Raw genomic sequence first — 20,826 nt, forward strand, 5'->3', positions numbered from 1 at the left:
ACAACTGTTTGATGTATGGGACGAAGTTCTTGAGGAAGGCCGGCTCCTAGATGTCTGACGCCACGCTGCACGCGACCGATCCCGACCCCGACGACTTCTCGGTCCAGATCGCGGACCAGATCGAGAGTTTCCTCGTCGCGGTGACCGAGGTCGCGAGAGGCGACGAGCCGGACTCGGCCGTCCCCTTCCTGCTCCTTGAGGTCTCCCAGCTCCTGCTGGCCGGCGGCCGTCTCGGTGCGCACGAGGACATCCTTCCCGACGAGCGGTACGAGCCCGATCTGGGCCCCGAGCCGGACGTCGACGAGCTGCGCGAGCGCCTCGCCGAGATGCTCGACCCGGTCGACGTCTACTCCGAGGTCTTCGACCCGTACGAGCCCCGCAAGCCCCCGGTCCCGGCCCGTATCTCGGACGACCTGGCCGATGTCATGGCGGATCTGCGGCACGGCATGGCGCACTACCGCGCCGGCCGCACCACCGAGGCCATGTGGTGGTGGCAGTTCTCCTACTTCTCGAACTGGGGCTCCACCGCCTCGGCAACCCTGCGCGCCCTGCAGTCCCTGGTCGCGCACGTCCGGCTGAACCAGCCCCTCCAGGAGCTGGACGGCCTGGACACCGACCAGGACCTCAGCGAGGACGCCCTCGCGGAGGAGGCGGGCCGGGTGATGGCGGAGGAGATCGCGGGTCCGCTGGGTCTGCGCGAGGTCAAGTAACGTGTCGTGCCCCTTCTCGCGCGGACATATCGCTCCGGCCGTGTGACGAGGGGCACTTTGCGAGTGAGGTGCGTCCGGGACGGGCAGATGCGGTCCTGGAGCGGCCGGAGGGCCGGACTGCGGGAGCCGACCGATCGGCGGACCGTACGACCGGGCCCGACCGGACCGGGTGATCAACACGTGAGCGGGACATCTCACGATGCGATACCACTCGGGTGGAATTCGGCCGCTCGTTAGACTGAGCCGACCGCAGTCGTGCGGTACGGGACGGACTGAGCGAGGAGCGCACGTGGGCCTTGTCGTGCAGAAGTACGGAGGTTCCTCCGTAGCCGATGCCGAGGGCATCAAGCGTGTCGCCAAGCGAATCGTCGACGCCAAGAAGGACGGCCACCAGGTCGTCGTCGTGGTGTCGGCGATGGGTGACACGACGGACGAGCTGATCGATCTCGCCGAGCAGGTATCCCCGATCCCTGCCGGGCGTGAGTTCGACATGCTGCTGACGGCCGGAGAGCGGATCTCCATGGCGCTGCTGGCCATGGCGATCAAAAACCTGGGCCACGAGGCGCAGAGCTTCACCGGCAGCCAGGCGGGCGTGATCACCGACTCCGTCCACAACAAGGCGCGCATCATCGATGTCACGCCGGGCCGCATCAGGACGGCGCTCGACGAGGGCAACATCGCGATCGTCGCCGGGTTCCAGGGCGTCAGCCAGGACAAGAAGGACATCACCACGCTGGGGCGCGGCGGGTCCGACACCACGGCCGTCGCCCTCGCCGCCGCGCTCGACGCCGAGGTCTGCGAGATCTACACGGACGTCGACGGTGTGTTCACCGCCGACCCGCGCGTGGTGAAGAAGGCCCGGAAGATCGACTGGATCTCCTCCGAGGACATGCTGGAGCTCGCCGCCTCGGGTTCCAAGGTGCTGCTGCACCGCTGCGTCGAGTACGCACGCCGATACAACATCCCGATCCACGTCCGCTCGTCCTTCTCGGGACTGCGCGGCACCTGGGTCAGCAACGAGAATCCGCAAGGGGACGCGCAGGTGGAGCACGCCATCATCTCCGGAGTCGCGCACGACATCTCCGAAGCCAAGATCACGGTCGTCGGCGTCCCGGACAAGCCGGGCGAGGCCGCGGTGATCTTCCGGACGATCGCGGACGCCGAGATCAACATCGACATGATCGTGCAGAACGTGTCCGCGGCCTCCACGGGCCTCACGGACATCTCCTTCACCCTCCCCAAGGCCGAGGGCCACAAGGCCATCGAGTCCCTGGAGAAGGCGAAGGGTGCGATCGGCTTCGAGTCGCTGCGCTACGACGACCAGATCGGCAAGATCTCCCTGGTCGGCGCGGGTATGAAGACCAACCCGGGCGTCACCGCCTCGTTCTTCCAGGCGCTGTCCGACGCGGGCGTCAACATCGAGCTGATCTCGACCTCCGAGATCCGCATCTCGGTCGTGACCCGCCAGGACGACGTCAACGAAGCCGTGCGCGCCGTGCACAGCGCCTTCGGGCTCGACTCCGACAGCGACGAGGCCGTCGTCTACGGAGGCACCGGACGATGACCGTCCCCTCCGTCCCCTCCGTCCCCTCGTACGAAGGCGTACGTCGAGGCATACGACACGGCGTGCGGCGAGGCGTACGACGAGGCGTGCGGCGATGACCGGGCGGCCGACGCTCGCGGTCGTGGGCGCGACCGGAGCCGTCGGCACGGTCATGCTCCAGATCCTGTCCCAGCACGCGGACATCTGGGGCGAGATCCGCCTGATCGCCTCACCGCGCTCGGCCGGCCGCAAGCTGGCCGTGCGCGGCGAGCAGGTCGAGGTGGTGGCCCTGACGGAGGAGGCCTTCGACGGGGTCGACGTCGCCATGTTCGACGTACCCGACGAGGTGGCCGGACACTGGGCGCCGGTGGCCGCCGCCAAGGGCGCCGTCGTGGTCGACAACTCGGGCGCGTTCCGGATGGACCCCGAGGTGCCGCTCGTGGTGCCCGAGGTCAATCCGCACGCCGCCCGCGTCCGGCCGCGCGGCATCGTCGCCAACCCCAACTGCACGACCCTGTCGATGATCGTGGCCCTGGGCGCGCTGCACGCCGAGTTCGGGCTGCGCGAGCTGGTGGTCTCCTCGTACCAGGCGGTGAGCGGGGCCGGGCAGCGCGGCGTCGACACACTGCGGCAGCAGCTCAAGCTCGTCGCCGGTACGGAACTGGGGACGACCCCCGGTGACGTACGGCGGGCCGTGGGCGACAACACCGGGCCGTTCCCGGAGCCGGTGGCGCTCAACGTGGTGCCGTGGGCCGGGACCGTACGCGAGGACGGCTGGTCCTCGGAGGAGATGAAGGTGCGGGACGAGTCCCGCAAGATCCTCGGCCTGCCGAACCTCCCGGTCGCCGTCACCTGCGTCCGGGTGCCGGTCGTCACCACGCACTCGCTGACCGTCCACGCCCGTTTCCAGGGCGAGGTGACGGTGGGCAGGGCGCGGGAGATCCTCGCCACAGCGCCCGGGGTGGTGCTCTTCGACAATCCGGAGGCGGGGGAGTTCCCGACACCGGCCGACGTGGTCGGTACGGACCCCACCTGGGTCGGGCGGGTGCGCCGGGCCCTTGACGACCCGACGGCGCTGGAGCTCTTCGTCTGCGGGGACAATCTGCGCAAGGGCGCCGCTCTGAACACCGCGCAGATCGCGGAGCTGGTGGCGGCCGAACTGCGGCCCTGACCTGCACCGGAGCCCTCGGGAGCGGCCCGGGGCGGGGAATTCGCTGATCGTAAGTTGAATGTTTTGTAGGATCTGTGCGACTTCTATGGTTCGATCGTGGCCGAAGCTGTGGTCCGGACCACAGGAACCAAACCTCTGGCGCCCGAAGATTTCCCTCCCCGTTCTCCGCAACCGCGCGGAGGGCGGGGAGCGTCTTTGCGGTCGCCCTTCAGGGGTGACCGGACGCCACGTTCATATGGGGCATAGGGGATGGGCTTTTACGTATGAGGACACTTAGCGCACGGTCCGGCACGAGGTCCGCCGCAAACGTGATGCCTGTCGCGTACAACCCCGACGGGGGGACGCGTGTCCAACTGGCGTGGCTGAGGTTCTCGAATTCACTGTGGCGACGCGGGGCACTGCCCTCCGTCCGCCCCGCCGACCCCGCACGTCCGGCGCGTCCGGCGGCGGCATGCCGGTGATCGCCCCCATGCCCGCAGCGCGGTCGGCCCGCATCCCGAATCAGCGTGAAGGCGCTGACGAGGCCCTGGCGGCCGGCACCACCGTCGACCATCTCACCGAGACCTACCGCGCCCACTACAGGTCGCTCCTCGGCCTCGCGGCGCTCCTCCTCGACGACACCGCGTCCTGCGAGGACGTCGTCCAGGAGGCCTTCATCCGGGTGCACTCGGCGCGCAAGCGCGTACGTGACCCGGAGAAGACGCTCGCCTACCTGCGCCAGACCGTGGTCAACCTCTCGCGCTCCGCCCTGCGCCGGCGCATCCTCGGCCTCAAGCTCCTCTCCAAGCCGATGCCCGACATGGCGAGCGCGGAGGAGGGCGCGTACGACCAGCTGGAGCGCGACGCCCTGATCAAGGCGATGAAGGGGCTCCAGAGGCGCCAGCGCGAGGTCCTGGTCCTGCGGTACTTCGCGGACATGACCGAGGCGCAGGTCGCCGAGACCCTCGGTGTCTCCCTGGGCTCCGTGAAGGCGTACGGGTCGCGTGGCATCGCCGCGCTGCGCGTCGCCATGGAGGCGCCGGTATGAGCGGGCACGACGAGCGAGCACGCCACGACGAGCACGGTCGCCACGGCGACGACGAGCAAGAGCAGCACGCTGGGAACGGAACTGTGAATCACGGCCCCTCGCAGAACTCGGGCCCGGAAGGGTCGGGCCACACGGACACGGAAGGCCACCTGTCGGACACCCCGGCGACCGCCCCCGGCGATCCGGCCGACCCGAGCGATCCGGCCGACCCGAGCGATCCGGCCGACCCGGGCGAGTCGGCCGATCCGGTTGACCCGGTCGAGTCGGCCGAGCCGGAGGAGTCGGACGGCTCGTCGGACACGGCGCCGGCCGAAGTCGAGGCCGAGGCCAAGGTTGAGGTCGAGGCCGTGGGCAGCCCGCCGGAGAAGGCTTCCGCCGACGCGCCGACCGAGGTCGCATCTCTCGCTTCGGCCCCGAAGAAGTCGGCGAACGGCTCGGAAGACGTCGGCGGGTCGAACGACTCGGGCGACTCGGGCGGCTCGGTCGACTCGGGTATGGAGCCTGCCGGTACGGAGTCGGCGGGTACGGAGCCTGCGGGTACGAAGCCTGCGGGTACGAAGCCTGCGGGTACGCAGTCCATCGGCTCGGAGTCCGGAGGCGCGGCGGGCGGTTCCGATGCCGACGGCCCCGGAGCCGACGGCCCCGGAGCCGACGGCCCCGGAACCGATGGCATCGGCCTCGGTGCCGGCGAACCGGCACCGGACGGTTTCGGCTCCGACGAACTGGCCCTGCGACGCCTGCTGCACTCGGCCGTCGAGGAGATCGAGCCGTCCGACGGCACGCTGGACCACCTGCGGCGCGCGGTACCGGCCAGGCGGGCACGCAAGCGCCAGGCCGTCGTCGGCATGGCAGCCGCCGCGCTCTTCATCGGCACGGCGGTCCCGGCCCTCGTCCACGTCTCGAACTCCACGGGCTCCAACGCCGACCCGTCCGTGGTCGGCAACTCCTCGGCCACCCAGGGCGGCGCGAGCAAGGAATCCTCCTCGGGCAGCGGTTCCGGCGGTTCCGGCGGCTCGTCCAAGGGCTCCGGCAAGGGCGACAAGAAGGACAAGACCGATAAGGGCAAGGGAGGCGGCGGCACCGGGGGCGCCCAGCCCACGAGCTCCAGCGCGGTCGCCTCGATCTGTACGCCGGGCCAGCTCACGGCCGTCGCCGGGGGTGGCACACCCGACGCCACCGGCGCGGTCTACGGCACCTTCACGGTCACCAATGTCTCGACCGCCAGCTGTTCGGTCGTCGGCGGCGGCTCGGTGACCACGACCGCGATGGGCGCCGCGGACCAGTCCCAGCTCATGACGGCCATGCACATGGCGGGCGACGCCGCCGCCGGGTTGCCCGACCCGTCCACCTACGCCTCCTCCCTGGTGCTGCCGCCGGGCGGGACGTACAACGTGCGGTTCGCCTGGGTGCCCTCCTCGACCTGTCCGACCAGCGGCGGCAACGGCGGCGGGGAACCCACGCCCGACCCGACCCCCACGGCGGACCCCACGGGAGCCAGCGGCGGTACGGCCTCCGAGGGCACGAACGGCGTGGACACCCAGCTCATGCGGGCCGACGGGACCGTCGACGGCAGCGTCAGCGTGTCCTACACGGCCGAGGGCGGCGCCGCGGCGACCGCGATGACCGTGTCCAACGCGTGTGCCGGGACGGTCTACCGGACCGGCGTGCTGGCCGGTTCCTGATCACGACGGGCCCGGGCTGCGACCCGGGTCCGGGCCAGGGCCCGGAGGTCAGGCGCTGATCCGTGCCGGAGTCTCCTCGACGAGGCCGAGCTCCGCGTCCTGCGCGGACTCCGCCTCGCGCCGCATCAGCCGGAACCACATGAAGACCACGAAACCCGCGAAGACGAACCACTCACCGGTGTAGCCCAGGTTCTGGAAGGCCTTCAGATCCAGCCCCGTGTCCGAAGGCGCCGTGGCGGGCACGGCCTTCATCCCCGGGTCGGCCTCGGCGAGCGTGATCCACGCGTCGTACATCTCGTACGGCACGAGGTTCACCAGGGACGCCGAGCTGATCGCGCCGGTCTGTCCGGCAGGCAGTCCACCGGCCGCGGGCACGCCGTTCGACCCGGGTGTCTCCGACGCCTGGAGCGCACCGGTCACGGTGACCTCGCCGGCCGGAGCCGCCGGGACCTTCGTGGTGTCGGCGTCGCCGGCGAGCCAGCCCCGGACCACAGGCAGGGCTTTGCCGTCGTCGGTGCGCAGCATCGTCAGGACGTAGAAGCCGCGTTCGTCGTCGAGCTCCCGGTCGGGCACGAGCAACTGCTTCCCGTACCGCCCCGTCGTCGTGGCCTGCTTGCCCGACGTCCCCTTGTCCACGGGCAGCAGCCGGGCGAGCGGCCGGGGAGCCTGCGTCTTGGCAGCCGAGGCCTGTTCGCCCGCGTCGCGATGGTCCTGGACCCGGTCCTCGAAACGACCCAACTGCCATGACCCCATGAACACGCAGAAGGGGATGGCCAACAGCACGAAGACGTTGATCCCCCACCAGCGGGGCGTCAGCAGGAACCGGTACACAACCCCAAAGGTACGGGGCCCTTGCGGGGAGCGCGGTCGAGGGGGTCCCCCGGCCCCGGTCCTCCCCGCGAGGGCACCGCTCCGGTCAGCCGCCCAGGTGCCGCTCCGCGAAGTCCAGTTCCAGCCGGACCTGCTTGATCCGCTCGTCCACGACCAGCGAACCGTGTCCCGCGTCATAGCGGTACACCTCGTGGTCCGCGTCCCGCGCGGCGAGCCGGGCCACGTAGTTCTCGACCTGGCGGATCGGGCAGCGCGGGTCGTTGACCCCGGCGGAGATGTAGACCGGTGCCTTCACCGCGTCGACGTACGTCAGCGGGGACGACGCCTCGAAACGCTCCGGAACCTCTTCCGGAGTGCCGCCGAGCAGCGTGCGGTCCATCGCCTTCAGGGCCTCCATCTCGTCGTGGTAGGCCGTCACGTAGTCCGCGACCGGTACCGCGGCGATTCCCAGCGCCCACGCGTCGGGCTGCGTACCCAGACCGAGGAGGGTGAGGTAGCCGCCCCACGAACCGCCGGTCAGGATCAGCCGGTCCGGGTCGGCGGACCCGGACGAGACCGCCCACTCCCGTACGGCCGCGATGTCCTCCAGCTCGATCAGGCCGACCCGGTGCTTGAGGGCGTCCGTCCACTCACGCCCGTACCCCGTGGAGCCCCGGTAGTTGACCCGGATCACCATGTACCCGTGGTCCACCCAGGCCGCCGGGCCCGCCGCGAACGAGTCGCTGTCGTGCCAGGTCGGGCCGCCGTGGATGTCGAAGACGGTCGGGAGAGGACCGCTCGCTCCGGCCGGCCGCTGGACCAGGGCGTGGATCCGGCCACCGGGACCCGTCACCCACACGTCCTCGACGGGCACCGACCGCGGGGCCTTCATACCGGGCGGATCGAGGACGACCTCGCCGGACGTCGAGCGGACCACCGGCGCCTCGGCGGAGGACGACCACAGATACTCCACGCTGCCGTCGGGGCGGGCGGTCGCGCCCGAGACCGAGCCCTTCGGCGTCGGCACCCGCTCCAGCTTGCGGGCCGCCAGGTCGAACCGCCACAGCTCGCTGCGCGCCTCGAAGCTGTTGACGACGAGCAGGGCGGAGCCGTCCGGATACCACTCGGCGCTCAGGTCGCCGTCCAGCCGTGAGGCCAGCTCCAGGTCCGTCTCCTCGCCGGACAGCACGTCCCACACCATCGGCTCCCAGCGCCCGCGCCGCTGGTGTCCGACGAGCAGCCGGGTGTCCCCGGCCACCGGGGCGAAGCCCAGCACCTCAAGGCCCAGCTCGGCCGTGCCGCCCTTGGTGTCGTCCAGCTCGGAGACCGTCGAACCGTCCAGCCGCAGCACCCGCAGCGCGGAGTGCATCGCGTCACCGTGCTCGGTGTGCTCGACCGCGATCAGTGTGCCGTCGTGCGAGAGGTCGCCGACCCCCGCCGACTCACGGTGCCGGTAGACCTCGACGGGGTCCTCGCCGGTGCGGCTGACGTAGATCGTCGAACCGTCCTCGTCGGTCGATCTGCCGACGATCGCCGTCCGCCCGTCCCGGCCGAGCGCGAGTCCGGCGGGGTAGGAGGGGTCGAGCCCGGGTGCGGCAGGCGCGTCGGGACCGGCCGACCCCTCGCTTGTGTCCGTGTCCGTGTCCGTGCCCGTGTCCGTGCCCCCGTCCGCGTCCGCGGTGAAGGGCTGGCGGCGCCAGATGCCGAACTCGTCGCCGTCCTTGTCGTCGAACCACCAGATCCACTCGCCGTCGGGCGACAGCACGCCGTCCGTCGTTCCGTTGGGCCGGTCCGTGACCTGGCGCTGGGCGCCCGTCTCGCGATCCCACGCGTACAACTCGTATGTCCCTGTCGCGTTGGACACGAACAGGGACCGGTGCGGAGCGTCCTCCGCCCAGTCCGGCAAGGACACCCGCGGCGCCCGGAAGCGCTTCTCCCATTCGGGCATGGTTCCCTCGTGCGGGATGGCCTCGTTGCTCTCAGTCATGGCCCCATAGTGCACGCACAGGACGACCTCGCGCTGACGAGCCCCTCAGCCTGTGGATAACTGGCCGGCCGAAGCGGCTCGCGGCAGGACTGAACTGCGCTTTTCCACAGCCCGCACGAGAGTGTCAGTGGCCCGGTGCACTATTTCGGGTGCGGCGCCCCAGCAACTCGGCGAGGCCCCGCCGGGTGGCGGCGATGACCACCCGATCACCGGCGCCGAGCACGTAGTTCGGAGGCAGGTCCCAGACCAGGCCCGAAGGGCGGTGAGGGGAGGGGGCGTCGCGGTCCGAAGCCGACGGGGGCGGAAGCGGGGAGGGGAGTGGGGATGGGAGAGGGGATGGGGACGCGGGACTGTTCGGCGAGGGCGGGGCAGGGGCAGGGGCGGCCGTGTCCAGGGCCAGAACCCGCCACGCCCCCGCACGGAACGCCTCGGCGACGGTCCGCCCCTCCAGCTGCGGATGCCCCGCGACATCCAGCGCCGCGAAGAGCAGCACCCGGCGTTCCACGGGGATCGCCCCCAGGATCTGGCGGCCCATCATCGCTCCGGCGAAGGCGGGTGCGGCCAGATGGGAGACGCTCCGGCTGCGGGTGAGCGCGTGCGGGTGGGTGGCGCGCAGGGTGCGGTAGACGGCCGTGGCGAAGTCGTCGTCGTACAGCCGCAGGACGACGCGCAGGTCGGGCTGCACCGACCGTGCGTACAGGGCGGCTTCGAGGTTGGTGGTGTCGGCGCTGGTCAGGGCGAGCAGGGCATGTGCCCGGTGGATCTTGGCGGCTTCCAGGACGCCCTCCTGGGTGACGTCACCGAGCACGACGGGCACGCGCAGCCGGCGTGCCAGCGCGAGCCCGCGTGCCTCGGGGTCGGCCTCGACGCACACCACCGGGATGTGGAGTTCGCGAAGGCGCGCGAGGACCCGCGTACCGATCTTGCCGACCCCGAGGAGGACGACGTGACCGGAGAGACCCCGGGGAGGCTTGCGCAGCGCCGTCCCGCTGCGGAACGTACCGAGGCCCTCCAGGACGGCGGCGAGAAGTACGGGGAGCAGCAGCAACCCGACGAGTCCGGAGAGGAGTTGGAGGATCTGACGGCCGAGGGGATCGTCGAGGGCGGGATCGTTGATCGCGAAGAGGTCGAGGAGGGTCAGGTAGGTGGCGTGCAGCGGATGGGCGCCCGTGACGAGCATGGACGCGACCGCGAGCGCGACCACACAGGCCACCAGACCGGCGAAGGACCAGCGCAGCCGCCGCGAGAACAGCCTCCCGAGGGGCAGCCCGAAGGACATCCCGAAGGGCATCCCGCCCCGCAGGACACCGCGTTCGGCGGGCAGCGGGGGACCGGCGTACGACACGTTCTCCAGGACGATGGTGCCGCGGCCGGTCGCGGCGGCCACGGACGCCTCGTCGGGCAGCAGCCGCGGCCCGTGTTCCCCGCTGCTCTCCGAACCGTCCGCGCCGGCCGGGTCGTTGGTGGTGGCCGAGAGCAGGGCCAGGGTGCACAGCCCGGGGTCGGCGACCTCTCCCGGCCCCGGCGGCTGCCGTTCCACGGCCCGCAGCATCAGCCCGTCGGTCTGTACGACCTTGCTGGTCCCGGCGACGGCGGTGGCGGCCAGCGCGGGCGCGGCGGTGTCCGCGTCGGAGAGTACGGTCGTGGAGGCGTCCAGGAGACCGGGTGCGGGCGAGCCCGTGGACTCGCCGATGCCCGCCATGGCCAGGGCGGACGCCTGGTCGAGCAGGGCCTCGATGTGCTGGCCGAGTCGGCGGTTGTAGAGCCGTATGACCAGGCGCAGACGGGGGTTGAGTCGGCGGGCCATGAGGGCCGCGCGGATGTTGGTCTCGTCGTCGTCATGGACGAGGGCCAGCGCGTCGGCTTGCTCGACCCCGGCCTCGGCGAGCACGGCCTCGGTCAGGACGGCGGCCTCCAACACGTGCTCGGCGCGCGCCCCTTCGGAGCCACTCCCGGCACCGCCGCCGCTGCTTCCGTCCCCGCCGGTGACCCCCGTGACGCCGTTGCCCGCCGCCGCGCGGCCCATGGCGGCGGACACGCGGTCGAGCAGGGTCGAGGCGCGGGCCCGCCCCACGACCGGGGGCCGCGCGGTCCGCTCGGCGGACGGCACGACCAGCGTGACGCGCTCCCCGTAGACACCACGCAACTCGGCCGCCAGGCGGTGTGCGAGGGCGTCGTCCCCGCACACCACCATGTGCGCGGCCCGACTGTCCGCACCGCGAACGCCCGACCCGCGAACGCCCGACCCGCGACTGTCCGGCCCGCGACTGTCCGGCCCGCGATCGTTGGACCCGCTCTGATTCGGAAGGCTCCCCACAACTGCACAGAGTGCCGCACGCGTACGGGCGGTTCCACGGTGGCCTGCCGCAAGGGATCAGCTCACCGGAACCGCTGTCGGACCGGGATGAGAAGCTGTGCCGGAACGGGCGTACTGAAGGTGGAGGGCGATCCACCGACGAAGCCCCTCCCTACCGGAGGTACCTCTCCCGTGACCACAACCGACACCGCTGCGCCCGGGGTTGAGGAGCGCGAGCCGGACAAGCGCGAGCCGGACGAGCCGGACGAGCGCGAGCCGGACGAGCCCAGGGGCTGGCAGTTCAACTCCCCCCTCGTCCTGACCATGCTGCTGCTCGCGGGTGTGGTGCTCCAGGGGCCGATCCGCGGGGCGCTGTCGGCGCCGGTGACGCAGAGCTGGATGACCGTGTTCGTCGCGGTGATCGTGCAGGCGCTGCCCTTCCTCGTGCTCGGTGTGCTGCTGTCGGCGGTCATCGCGGTGTTCGTCCCGCCGTCGTTCTTCGCACGTGCATTGCCGAAGCGGCCGGCGCTGGCGGTACCGGTCGCGGGCATGGCCGGAGCGGTTCTGCCGGGCTGCGAGTGCGCGTCCGTGCCGGTGGCCGGGGCGCTGGTGCGCCGGGGGGTCACGCCCGCGGCGGCGCTGGCGTTCCTGCTGTCGGCGCCCGCGATCAACCCGATCGTGCTGACGGCGACCGCGGTCGCGTTCCCGGGCAACCCGGAGATGGTCCTGGCACGCTTCGTGGCGAGCCTGCTGGTGGCCTGCGCGATGGGCTGGCTCTGGCACCGGCTGGGCCGCGCGGACTGGCTGCGCCCGCCGGACCGCCCGTCCTGGGAGGGCCTCGGCAAGGGGGCGGCGTTCTGGGGATCGGTACGGCACGACGTGATGCACGCGGGCGGGTTCCTGGTGGTCGGCGCGATGGCCGCGGCGACGCTGAAGGCGGTGGTCCCGGCGGACTGGCTCGGGTACGCCGCCGACAACATGCTGGTGTCGATCCTCGCCCTGGCGGTCCTGGCCGTACTCCTGTCCATCTGCTCCGAGGCGGACGCCTTCGTGGCCGCGTCCCTCACCCAGTTCTCCCTGACGGCCCGGCTCACCTTCCTGGTCGTCGGCCCGATGATCGACCTGAAACTCTTCGCGATGCAGACGGCGACGTTCGGCCGCGGTTTCGCCCTGCGTTTCGCACCCGCCACGTTCACGCTGGCCGTCCTGGTGTCGTCCCTGGTCGGGGCGGTGCTCCTGTGAACCGCCAGGCACAGGCAGCGGTGCTCTTCCTCACCGGCGGAGCGATCCTGCACACGGGCCTCACCGACCTCTACCTGCGGTACGTCAAGGCGGGGCTGAGGCCGTTGCTGCTGGCGGCGGGGGTGGTCCTGATAGCGGCGGCAACAGCGACGGTCTGGTACGAACGCCGAGCCCAACGGACCGACGCCCACGCGGAGGTCCACCCTCACCGGGAACCCAGAATCGCCTGGCTGATGGCCCTCCCGCTCCTGGCGCTCGTCCTGGTGGCCCCACCGGCGCTGGGCTCGTACAGCGCGATGCGCACGGGGACGGCGCTGCAGAAACAGCCGTGGGGCTTCGCCGACCTGCCCGCGGGGGACACCGTCCGCCTGAGCCTCGTCGACTACGCGGGCCGCGCCGCGTACGACCACGGCCGCTCGCTCGACAACCGCCGCATCACGACGGCGGGCTTCCTGGCGGTGGGCAGCGACGGCACGCCCTACCTGGTGAGGATGGCGCTCAGCTGCTGCGCGGCGGACGCGCAACCGGTGAAGATAGGCCTGACCGGCCACACCCCCACGGTCCTGCGCCCGGACACATGGCTGGAGGTGACGGGCACGTACACCACGAAGCAGACGAAGGACCCGGTGAACGAGGGCATCATCCCGTTCCTGAAGGTCACGGAAGCGAAACCGACCAAGGCGCCGCGGGACCCGTACGACGAAAGCTGGAACGGCTGAGCGCGGCCCCAGGAACGGCACCATCGGTCAACCGACCGTGTGGCCAGCACAGTTGCCCCTCCCCGACGGCTTCCTCTCCGAAAGGACAGCGATCGACAGAGAGCCGTACGCGTACATGGGCTCGCGCGCGAACGGCGCGATCCACCGCACGGACCTGTGTACGGGCGAGGGCAGGACTCTCTTCACGGGCGCCGCCGGCCTGGTGGCGGTGGGCCTGAAGCTCGACCGCGACGGCCTGCTGTACCTGGTGGGCAGCACGGGCGTGGCCCGCACGCACGACTCCCACACAGGCGAGGTAGTGACAACACATCAACTGACTTCCGCTACGGGCCACTTCATCAACGACGTGGCGTTGCTGGGTGACCGGGCGTGATGCACGGACTCCCGCGGCCGCGCTGTACGGGGTGCCGTGGGGCCGCTCCGGAGTCGTACGCACCTGCCGCTCACCGGGGACTGGGTCCAACTCCCGGACGTCAATATTGCCAACGGCATCGTAGGGACCTTCGACGGCCGAGCCCTCATCGTGGTCAAGAGCACCCCGGGAGAGCTGTACAAGGTAAGTGTCCGGACGGGCTACGCCACACGCATCACCCTGGTCGGTGCACCGGACGTCGTGAACGGCGACAGCCTGTACCGCATCGGCCGCACCCTGTACGTGGTCCAGAACCGCCTGAACACGATCAGCGTGTTCCACCTGAACCCGAAGTCCACGACGGCCACCCTGACCGGCACGATCACGGACCCCCGCTTCGACGTCCCCACCACAGCGGCCCGCTTCGCCAACCGCCTGTACCTGGTCAACGCCCCTTCACGACCCCCTCAGACCCCGGAACGACGTTCACGGGGGTGGCGGTCGCGACCTGGCTTGAGACCGGTGCTGAGAAGCGGGGCTCCGTAACCGGGGCCCCGTTTTCTTTCTGCCCGGAGAACGGCTCAGCCGGGATCGAGGCAGTTGGCGCCGGCATTACGAACCACGCACCGCTCCGTCCACGTTCCCTCGGGGTTCAGGCTGCCTGTTCGATCAATTTGAGCTGTTGTGCAAATTAACAGGCCATATTGGCGTCGGATGCCTTGCCGACGAGGCCTGCGCGGCACCATGGTCGGGTCGCTCGTATGGCGTGATTCGCCGCGGAGTGGAATTTTCGGGGGTGCGGGGTGAACCACGAGTGGTCGACGTCCACTTTCCTCAGCAGGCTACGAGAAGCGAGTCGGAGCGAACTTCTCCAGTTGGGAATTGAGAGAAACTACTCTCCTCATCAGTCGCTGTTGCAGCAGGGTGACTTGAGCCGTCACGTACTGCTGCTCACTCGCGGTGTGGTCAAGGTGACGGCCAGCTCCGAAAGTGGGGACAATGTGCTTCTCGCCGTCCGTATAGCGGGTGATCTGGTGGGTGAGATGGCGGCGTTCGAGAACCTACCCAGGTCCGGCACGGTGGTGGCATGTAATGAGGTGACCGCGCGGATCATTCAACTCCATTCTTTGGAAACCTTCCTGGCCCAGAAGCCTGACGCGATGAAGGCGGTCCTGCGGATGCTGAGTGCGAGGCTGCGCTGGGCCAATCGTCGCCGGATCGACTACCGGTCCTACGACGCGCCCACCCGATTCGCCCGGGTGCTCGCTGAGTTGGGCCAGGCGTACGCCCAGCCGATGCCGGGCGAGGGCGGCAAGCGGCGTGTCCTTGACGTCACGCTGACCCAGAAGGAGCTGGCGTCGCTGGCTGGGCTCGCACTGCCGACGGCCGAAAAGAGCCTGGCCACCCTGACGGCGTTGGGGCTCGTGCAATGCAGTTACCGAAACATCACCATCTGTGACGTGCCCAGGTTGCTGGAATTCGCCAAACTTGGGGGAGAGAACCCGTACTGAGACGGGATCAGTTTCGGCCGCATCTCCTAGCCTCTGGTCAGCGCATTGCGCACAGTGCCTGCCCAGAGAGGATGATCGGGTGGTTGAGTGGCACGGGTACTACCCCTGTACCTGTATAGCCGTGGACGCACAGTCCTACGGAAGCAAGAACGATCGAAGTCAGTCAGAAACGCAACATGATCTGCCACGCATTCTCGACAGGGCGGCCAGAAGCGCCGGACTGAGTCGTTCGGAGTGGCATATCCAGCTGAAGGGCGACGAGCAGCTCGCCGTCCTGCCCATGAATGGCGACGAACCGCGCCTGGTCGACGACTACTTCCGTCACCTCGCCTCGGAACTCCGTCACTACAACGAGCAGCGGACGTCGGCGGCCCGCATGCGGTTGCGCGCTGCCATGCACCACGGCCCCGTGGAACTCGCCGACAACGGTTTTGCGGGAACAGCGGTGGTCGCCACGGCACGTCTGCTCAACTCCCGGCCGCTCTACGAAGCGTTGGACGCATACGCAACGGCCGACTTGGCGTTGCTGCTGTCCGACGAGGTCTTCCGCTCCACCGTGGCGGGCGGCCACACCACACTGCGGGCATCGGACTTCAGCCGCGTCACCGTCAAGGTGAAGGAGTACGAATCCACCGCGTGGCTCACGGTGCCCGTGATCGGCGCGCCGCCTGCCACGGGTGGAGACCGCGGTTCCGCCGACCGGCCTGCCACCGATGACCCGCACCGGGCCACTGACTCCCTGCCGGAACCGGTGGACCTGCCGGGCGAGGGCGAAGGGACGCTGGGCCGGGACGGTGGTGCGGGCGTCCGCAACGATTACCACGCGGAGCGGATGAACGTCACCAACATGAACGGCCCGGTGGACGCGCGGGGCGCCGTGTTCGGCTTCGGGAGTATCGATGCCTGACGGCGCCGACGACTTGGGCCGTCCCAACACGAACGACGGCTGGGACGTACCGCCGGTCACACCTGTCACACCCGTCGACGAGGACAGACCAGCGGTGTCACCGAAAGGGGGTGGCGACGCTCGCGCCACGGATGGTGGCACGGTACGGGAGCAGGTTGAGTACGACGACCAAGCGCGGGACCGGGTCCACGGGAAGCGCAAGGCCGAGCAGCAGGAGGGCGAGGAGGACGGTAAGGGGTACGAAGAGCTCCGGCAGGTCCAGCAGCGCGTCTACAACAACTTCTACGCCTCGGTGGATGCCTCCGGCGCAGCCTTCGGGTTCGCCGCAACCTCTGCGCCTGGGCTGGTGCCCGGCATCGTGGCACCGGAGGCGGTGGATGAGGCGCTGCGCTACTACGTTCGCCCCGAACCCTGCTTCAGGGAGGCGCTAGGCAGACTGGAGAGCGACTCTCTCGTCGTCCTGACCGGTCAGGACGACACCGGTCGCGGCGCCGGCGCCTTGGCGCTGCTCAGAAGGATCGCCGGCGACGTCGTACCACTGCGCAGCCTGTCTCCCGCCAACGCGTTGGCCGATCTGGCCGCGACGGCCGCCATTGAGCCGGGCCACGCGTACGTCATCCGAGACTACGTCGGCGAGACGAACATCGTGGCCGTACAGGCCTACGAGATCGGACGGCTGAGCGAAGAGTTGCAGCGCAAGGGCGCTTTCCTGGTGATCACCACGGACGACACGTCTCTGCGACGCCTGGCGCTCAAGGACCACTGCGTTCCGTGGCACACCCCGGACGCGGTGCAATTGTTCCAGTACTGCCGGGACAAGCTGCCGTACGTCGAGATCGACCCGGAGACGGAGAAGGAGCTACTGGAGAGCGTGGCCGAGAAGCGACGTCCAGCGGATGTCGTGGCCGCGGCGGTCGCCCTCTCCCAAAGCCCTCTGACGGCCCTCGAAACACTCCGGGACAGCGACAGCAAATGCGTCCATGAATGGTTCCAGGGCCGGCCGGGCGCAGACGACCTGCTGCCGGTGGCCGCGCTCGCCTTCTTGGAGGGGGTCCCTGAGCGGACGTTCGAGAAGGCGACCTCTCTGCTCTTTGCCCACATGCGCAACTGGGAATTGCACGGTGAGACACCCGTCACCGAGCAGGAGCCCGTCACTCCGCTCCCGACGCGAGGTGGCAGTTTCGAACAGTCCCGCGCCCGCTGGAAGGAGCGTGCGGTTGAACTCGTTGAAGTGCGGTCACACTCCTGGCCGGGCCAGGGCGACTCCCGGGGTGAACGGTGCCTCGTCTTCACCTCGCCCCGCATCCGTGACCTCGTCATCTGTGAACTGCACAGCTTGTACGGATACGAGCTGTGGTACCCGCTGCGGCAGTGGCTGGGCGACCTGTCCAGGCTGCCCGACCTCGACGCTCGTACGGAGGTCGCCCGTGGCACGGCGATGCTCGCCAGGTACGGGCCGGCCGAGGTCGAGGAGTACCTGCTGCGGAACTGGGCCGAAGGAATCACGAGCCAACGGGTCACGGCCGCACTGACTCTGCAGTTCATGTGCGAGGCCGAACAGCTCGCACCGCTGGTATTGACCATCGTGCTCCGCTGGGCGGACAACAACGGACCGGGCCCGGCCGTCACCGCGGCCATGGCGCTGACCGGAAGGCTCGGCTCGCTCTACCGCCTCGACGCACTCAACCTGCTCTGGTTCTTGACCGGGCGCGGCGAGCGCATCGCGTTTGCCGCACGCCGGTCTCTGGTGCTGTTGTTGCAGACCACGGAGCAGGACCCGGACCGCGCGCTCCTGACACTGCGGTACGCGCGCACCTGTGTCGAGTCGGCCGAGAGACGCTCCAAGGACCGCCTCGACGCCCTGCGCATGGTCGTTCAACTCATCGAAGCGGAGAGGCTGGAGGGGCCCGGGTCGGTTCCTGCGGCGCTTCTGCGACAGGTCCCGGACAGCGCCCGCCACCTCGGGGCCCTGTGGACGGCCGTGCTGCTCAGCAGCTTCCGCCGCCGGGCCGTCCAGGCGCTGTGCCGCACTCTGGTGCACCTGCGGGACGACCCCACCGCGACGGACGACGTCCGCCGACTCGGCGAGGCGATGCGGGCCGGAACGAGCGCCTCCCAGTGGAGCGCCCTCGCCCACGCCCTGTCCACCGCCCTGCGGAGTCCCGACTTCGCGATCCCGGGCACCCATGAACTGGCACGCGTGCTGGTCGGATCGTTGCACGGCCGGTCCCGACCTGACCCGGCCCGGCGCTTGTCGCCGCCCTTCACCCAAGTCGTTTCTTCTTCTGTCCAAGGAGGCCGAAGCAAGTGAACTACCCGGTCATCACCGAGGAGGTCTTGGACACCGTCCAGGGCAAACTGTGGTCACGGCGTCGACGACGTGACGACGTCCCGACGTTGCCGCCCGGCGCGGTCTACGTCTTCAGGGTCGGAGGCAACTACCGCGCGTTCCCAGAGGGCATGCTCTTCGACCCGTCCCATCCGGATGTGCTCGACGCGTCCTCCGTGAGCCTGGTGGACACCCGGGCGCGCCTGGTGGAGGTCGAACGCACGCTTCCCTCGGTGAGTGAGGCGGACAACTTCACGGTCCATGCCTCCTTCACCTGCCAGGTGACCGACCCTACGGTCATCGCACGGCAGGGCGTCATCGACGTCGTCGTACCCCTGCGTGCCTACCTGCTCGGGGACAGCGACCTTCCGAGGCTCAGCGCGGGGCATCGGGTGGAGGAGGTCAACGCGGTCCGCGCCGAGGTGGCCCGGAGAATGACCGCCTACAGCGCGGTGGTGCCGCCGCGGGTGGTCGGCATGAGCGTGGAGTTCGTCAGCGCCGAAGTGAGTACGTCAGAGAACCTGCGCGCTTGGGAGGAAACCCTACGCAACCAGCGTCGTACCGGCCAGCTCACCCAGCTGGAAATGGACGTGGAGACCCAGACCACGGCGCGGATCGCCGAGTTGCTTGCCCAGGGGTCCAATCATGCGGACGCGTTCGGCATCGCCCGGGCGGAGATCGACGTCACCGAGGCCGCGGCTCGTATTCACCGCATCACCGAAGAGACCGCGACCCGCCGCAACGAAGCGGAAGCCGCCGCCCAGGCCCATGCCCGGGCGCAGGAGACGGCCGAGACTCAGATGCGGCGCGACATGGTGCTGACCCTGCTGCGCCAGATGGGCAGCAGCGAGGGTGGCTACGTCGACTACCACCAGGTCCTCGAACAGGTCCTGCAGGACAGGGGCGCAGTTGCGGGCATCGGCTCGGGCACGACCGAAGCCCCCATGATGGAGCCCGGACAGAGTGCCCGCATCGCATCGGCACGGCAGGATCATGCGGCGTCCCCGAAGGACCGGCGTGAAGGCTTTGTCCAGAACGAGGAAGATCTCGTTGACTGATCACACCACCCACTCCGACGACACGGGTCCAGAAGGCACCGGTCCAGAAGGCACCGGCCCCGATGTCACGCGGAGGCCCACGCACAAGTTCGCCGGCCTGCGCACGAACCGCGTCACCGACCCCGCGACAAGCCGACCCGTCAACTTCTCCGCACGGCTACGCGGCCTGAGTGGCGTCAGCGAGGAGCTCCTCGACCGGACGCCGCACGAGCGTGCCAAGTACACGGCACTCGGGGGAGTGGTGCTCGGCACCTCCGTCATCGCGGCTTTCTCCATGTGGAACTTCGCGACGGAGGCGCTTGGCAGGGCATCCGTCCTGGCGGTGATCCCGACGGTGATCTGGATGCTGTTCGTACTCAACCTCGACCGGCTGCTGGTCAGCCCCCAGCCGAACGCGCGACGACAGACCGGTCCGCTGGTGCTGAGGCTGCTCATCGCCCTGATGCTGGGCGTCGTGATCGCCGAGCCTCTCGTACTGAGGATCTTCGCGACGGCCGTGGAGGCGCACGTTGCCGACGAACGCATCGACGACATAGACCGGCTGAGGTCGAACCTGGTCCGCTGCAACCCCGTGCCGAGCACCACCGCGACCAGCACACCGGAGGACTGCACCAGCACGTACGTATTGTCCTTCGCCGCGACTCCCGGACGGCAGAGTGACGAGCTGGCCGCGTTGCGTTCCGACGCGGCTGATCTCCAGAAGAGGGTGGATCGGGACGCGAACAGGCTGGAGGCAATCGACTCCGAGGTGCGAGACGAGTGCCGGCAAATGATCCGAATAGCCGCTACTGGCCTGTACCAGCGCTCCTCCGAATGCCTGCGGCTGCGGGAGAAGGCGAGCGACTACCGGACCACTCACCACACTGAGAAGAACGAGACGCGGCTGGCGGGGATGAACAACCGCATCGCACGCATCGAGGGACGACTGACCACAGCGCGCGGCGACTTCCTGGAGGCCCGTGCGGAAGGCATCGAGCAGCGGATCGTCGAGGAGCGGGCCAAGCAGAAGGAGATCGGAGTCCTGGAGCGCATCCGGGCACTCGACGAACTCGCCGGCGGCAACACGGTGGTTTTCGTGGGCATCTGGATGATCCGCCTGCTCTTCGTCCTGCTTGACATGCTGCCCGTCATCGTGAAGTTCCTCGGCCGGGAGAACTCCTACGACCAGATGCTCACCTTGCACAGCAACAGCGCGGTCAAGATCTACGGCGAGCAGGTGCGCCTCGACGAACGCCGGGCCCTGGCCGACATCGAGATCGCCCAGGACTCCATCGAGCAGGAGATCCGTCGCAACCGGGCCGAGTCGGAGGCCGCCTTGCGAGAGCACACCGCCGCGATGAACATCCGCGTGCGTCAGGCGGTGAACACGCTGGAGAAAGAACTCCGCCGCAGCTCCAGCGTCTGACGAAGACCGACTGGCCCGTAGGCCCGGCCCAGAGCGACATGGGACATGAGGACGCGGGTGTACGAGGAACGGCGCCA

Annotated in this window: 17 protein-coding genes; 14 read left to right on the forward strand and 3 right to left on the reverse strand. The window is 69.6% G+C overall.

Going from position 1 to position 20,826, the window contains the following annotated elements; genetic code table 11:
• Positions 1-50 precede the first annotated feature (50 nt).
• The 5 genes from K3769_RS23985 to K3769_RS24005 all read left to right on the forward strand — a co-directional run bounded on the left by K3769_RS23985 (position 51) and on the right by K3769_RS24005 (position 6,133).
• Entirely contained in the window at positions 51-710 is a 660-nt protein-coding gene (locus tag K3769_RS23985; protein ID WP_267028413.1) for a DUF5063 domain-containing protein, read from the forward strand.
• Between the two features lie 289 nt (positions 711-999).
• The gene (locus K3769_RS23990; RefSeq protein WP_248778541.1) at positions 1,000-2,274 is read left to right on the forward strand and encodes an aspartate kinase; all 1,275 of its coding nucleotides are present in this window, start codon (positions 1,000-1,002) and stop codon (positions 2,272-2,274) included.
• Positions 2,275-2,368: 94 nt separating this feature from the next.
• Entirely contained in the window at positions 2,369-3,424 is a 1,056-nt protein-coding gene (locus tag K3769_RS23995; protein ID WP_267028414.1) for an aspartate-semialdehyde dehydrogenase, read from the forward strand.
• 358 nt (positions 3,425-3,782) lie between these two features.
• Positions 3,783-4,451, forward strand: coding sequence for a SigE family RNA polymerase sigma factor (locus tag K3769_RS24000; protein ID WP_267028415.1), 669 nt, complete (start codon positions 3,783-3,785; stop codon positions 4,449-4,451).
• Complete coding sequence (locus K3769_RS24005; RefSeq protein WP_267028416.1) at positions 4,448-6,133, forward strand: ICP22 family protein; 1,686 nt, start codon at positions 4,448-4,450, stop codon at positions 6,131-6,133. Before K3769_RS24000 ends, K3769_RS24005 begins: the two co-directional genes overlap by 4 nt.
• A gap of 48 nt (positions 6,134-6,181) precedes the next feature.
• Here the strand turns inward: K3769_RS24005 and K3769_RS24010 are convergent, their stop codons facing one another.
• The 3 genes from K3769_RS24010 to K3769_RS24020 form a co-directional block, all read right to left on the reverse strand.
• Positions 6,182-6,964, reverse strand: coding sequence for an SURF1 family protein (locus tag K3769_RS24010; protein WP_267028417.1), 783 nt, complete (start codon positions 6,962-6,964; stop codon positions 6,182-6,184).
• Between the two features lie 85 nt (positions 6,965-7,049).
• Positions 7,050-8,930, reverse strand: a complete 1,881-nt coding sequence (locus tag K3769_RS24015; RefSeq protein WP_267028418.1) for a S9 family peptidase — start codon at positions 8,928-8,930, stop codon at positions 7,050-7,052.
• Positions 8,931-9,054: 124 nt separating this feature from the next.
• Positions 9,055-11,124: an NAD-binding protein gene (locus K3769_RS24020; RefSeq protein ID WP_267028419.1), complete on the reverse strand. Its 2,070-nt coding sequence runs from the start codon at positions 11,122-11,124 to the stop codon at positions 9,055-9,057.
• 294 nt (positions 11,125-11,418) lie between these two features.
• Between K3769_RS24020 and K3769_RS24025 the strand changes: the two genes are divergently transcribed.
• From K3769_RS24025 to K3769_RS24065, 9 genes are all read left to right on the forward strand, one after another.
• Positions 11,419-12,468: a permease gene (locus tag K3769_RS24025; RefSeq protein WP_372515019.1), complete on the forward strand. Its 1,050-nt coding sequence runs from the start codon at positions 11,419-11,421 to the stop codon at positions 12,466-12,468.
• Positions 12,465-13,187: a TIGR03943 family putative permease subunit gene (locus K3769_RS24030; RefSeq protein ID WP_267028420.1), complete on the forward strand. Its 723-nt coding sequence runs from the start codon at positions 12,465-12,467 to the stop codon at positions 13,185-13,187. Before K3769_RS24025 ends, K3769_RS24030 begins: the two co-directional genes overlap by 4 nt.
• 52 nt (positions 13,188-13,239) lie before the next feature.
• On the forward strand, positions 13,240-13,560 hold the full coding sequence (locus K3769_RS24035) for a hypothetical protein (protein ID WP_267028421.1): 321 nt from the start codon (positions 13,240-13,242) through the stop codon (positions 13,558-13,560).
• Between the two features lie 36 nt (positions 13,561-13,596).
• Positions 13,597-14,085, forward strand: coding sequence for a hypothetical protein (locus tag K3769_RS24040; protein ID WP_267028422.1), 489 nt, complete (start codon positions 13,597-13,599; stop codon positions 14,083-14,085).
• Between the two features lie 257 nt (positions 14,086-14,342).
• A complete protein-coding gene (locus K3769_RS24045) occupies positions 14,343-15,050 on the forward strand; it encodes a Crp/Fnr family transcriptional regulator (RefSeq protein WP_267028423.1) in 708 nt (235 codons plus the stop codon).
• Between the two features lie 121 nt (positions 15,051-15,171).
• On the forward strand, positions 15,172-15,957 hold the full coding sequence (locus tag K3769_RS24050; RefSeq protein WP_267028424.1) for a hypothetical protein: 786 nt from the start codon (positions 15,172-15,174) through the stop codon (positions 15,955-15,957).
• On the forward strand, positions 15,950-18,268 hold the full coding sequence (locus tag K3769_RS24055) for a hypothetical protein (RefSeq protein ID WP_267028425.1): 2,319 nt from the start codon (positions 15,950-15,952) through the stop codon (positions 18,266-18,268). Before K3769_RS24050 ends, K3769_RS24055 begins: the two co-directional genes overlap by 8 nt.
• Positions 18,265-19,344 carry a hypothetical protein gene (locus K3769_RS24060; RefSeq protein WP_267028426.1) on the forward strand — a complete coding sequence of 360 codons (1,080 nt, stop codon included), beginning with the start codon at positions 18,265-18,267 and terminating at the stop codon, positions 19,342-19,344. Before K3769_RS24055 ends, K3769_RS24060 begins: the two co-directional genes overlap by 4 nt.
• Positions 19,337-20,749: a DUF4407 domain-containing protein gene (locus K3769_RS24065; RefSeq protein ID WP_267028427.1), complete on the forward strand. Its 1,413-nt coding sequence runs from the start codon at positions 19,337-19,339 to the stop codon at positions 20,747-20,749. Before K3769_RS24060 ends, K3769_RS24065 begins: the two co-directional genes overlap by 8 nt.
• Positions 20,750-20,826: the final 77 nt, after the last annotated feature.

The sequence above is a fragment of the Streptomyces ortus genome (assembly GCF_026341275.1).
Lineage (GTDB): Bacteria > Actinomycetota > Actinomycetes > Streptomycetales > Streptomycetaceae > Streptomyces > Streptomyces ortus.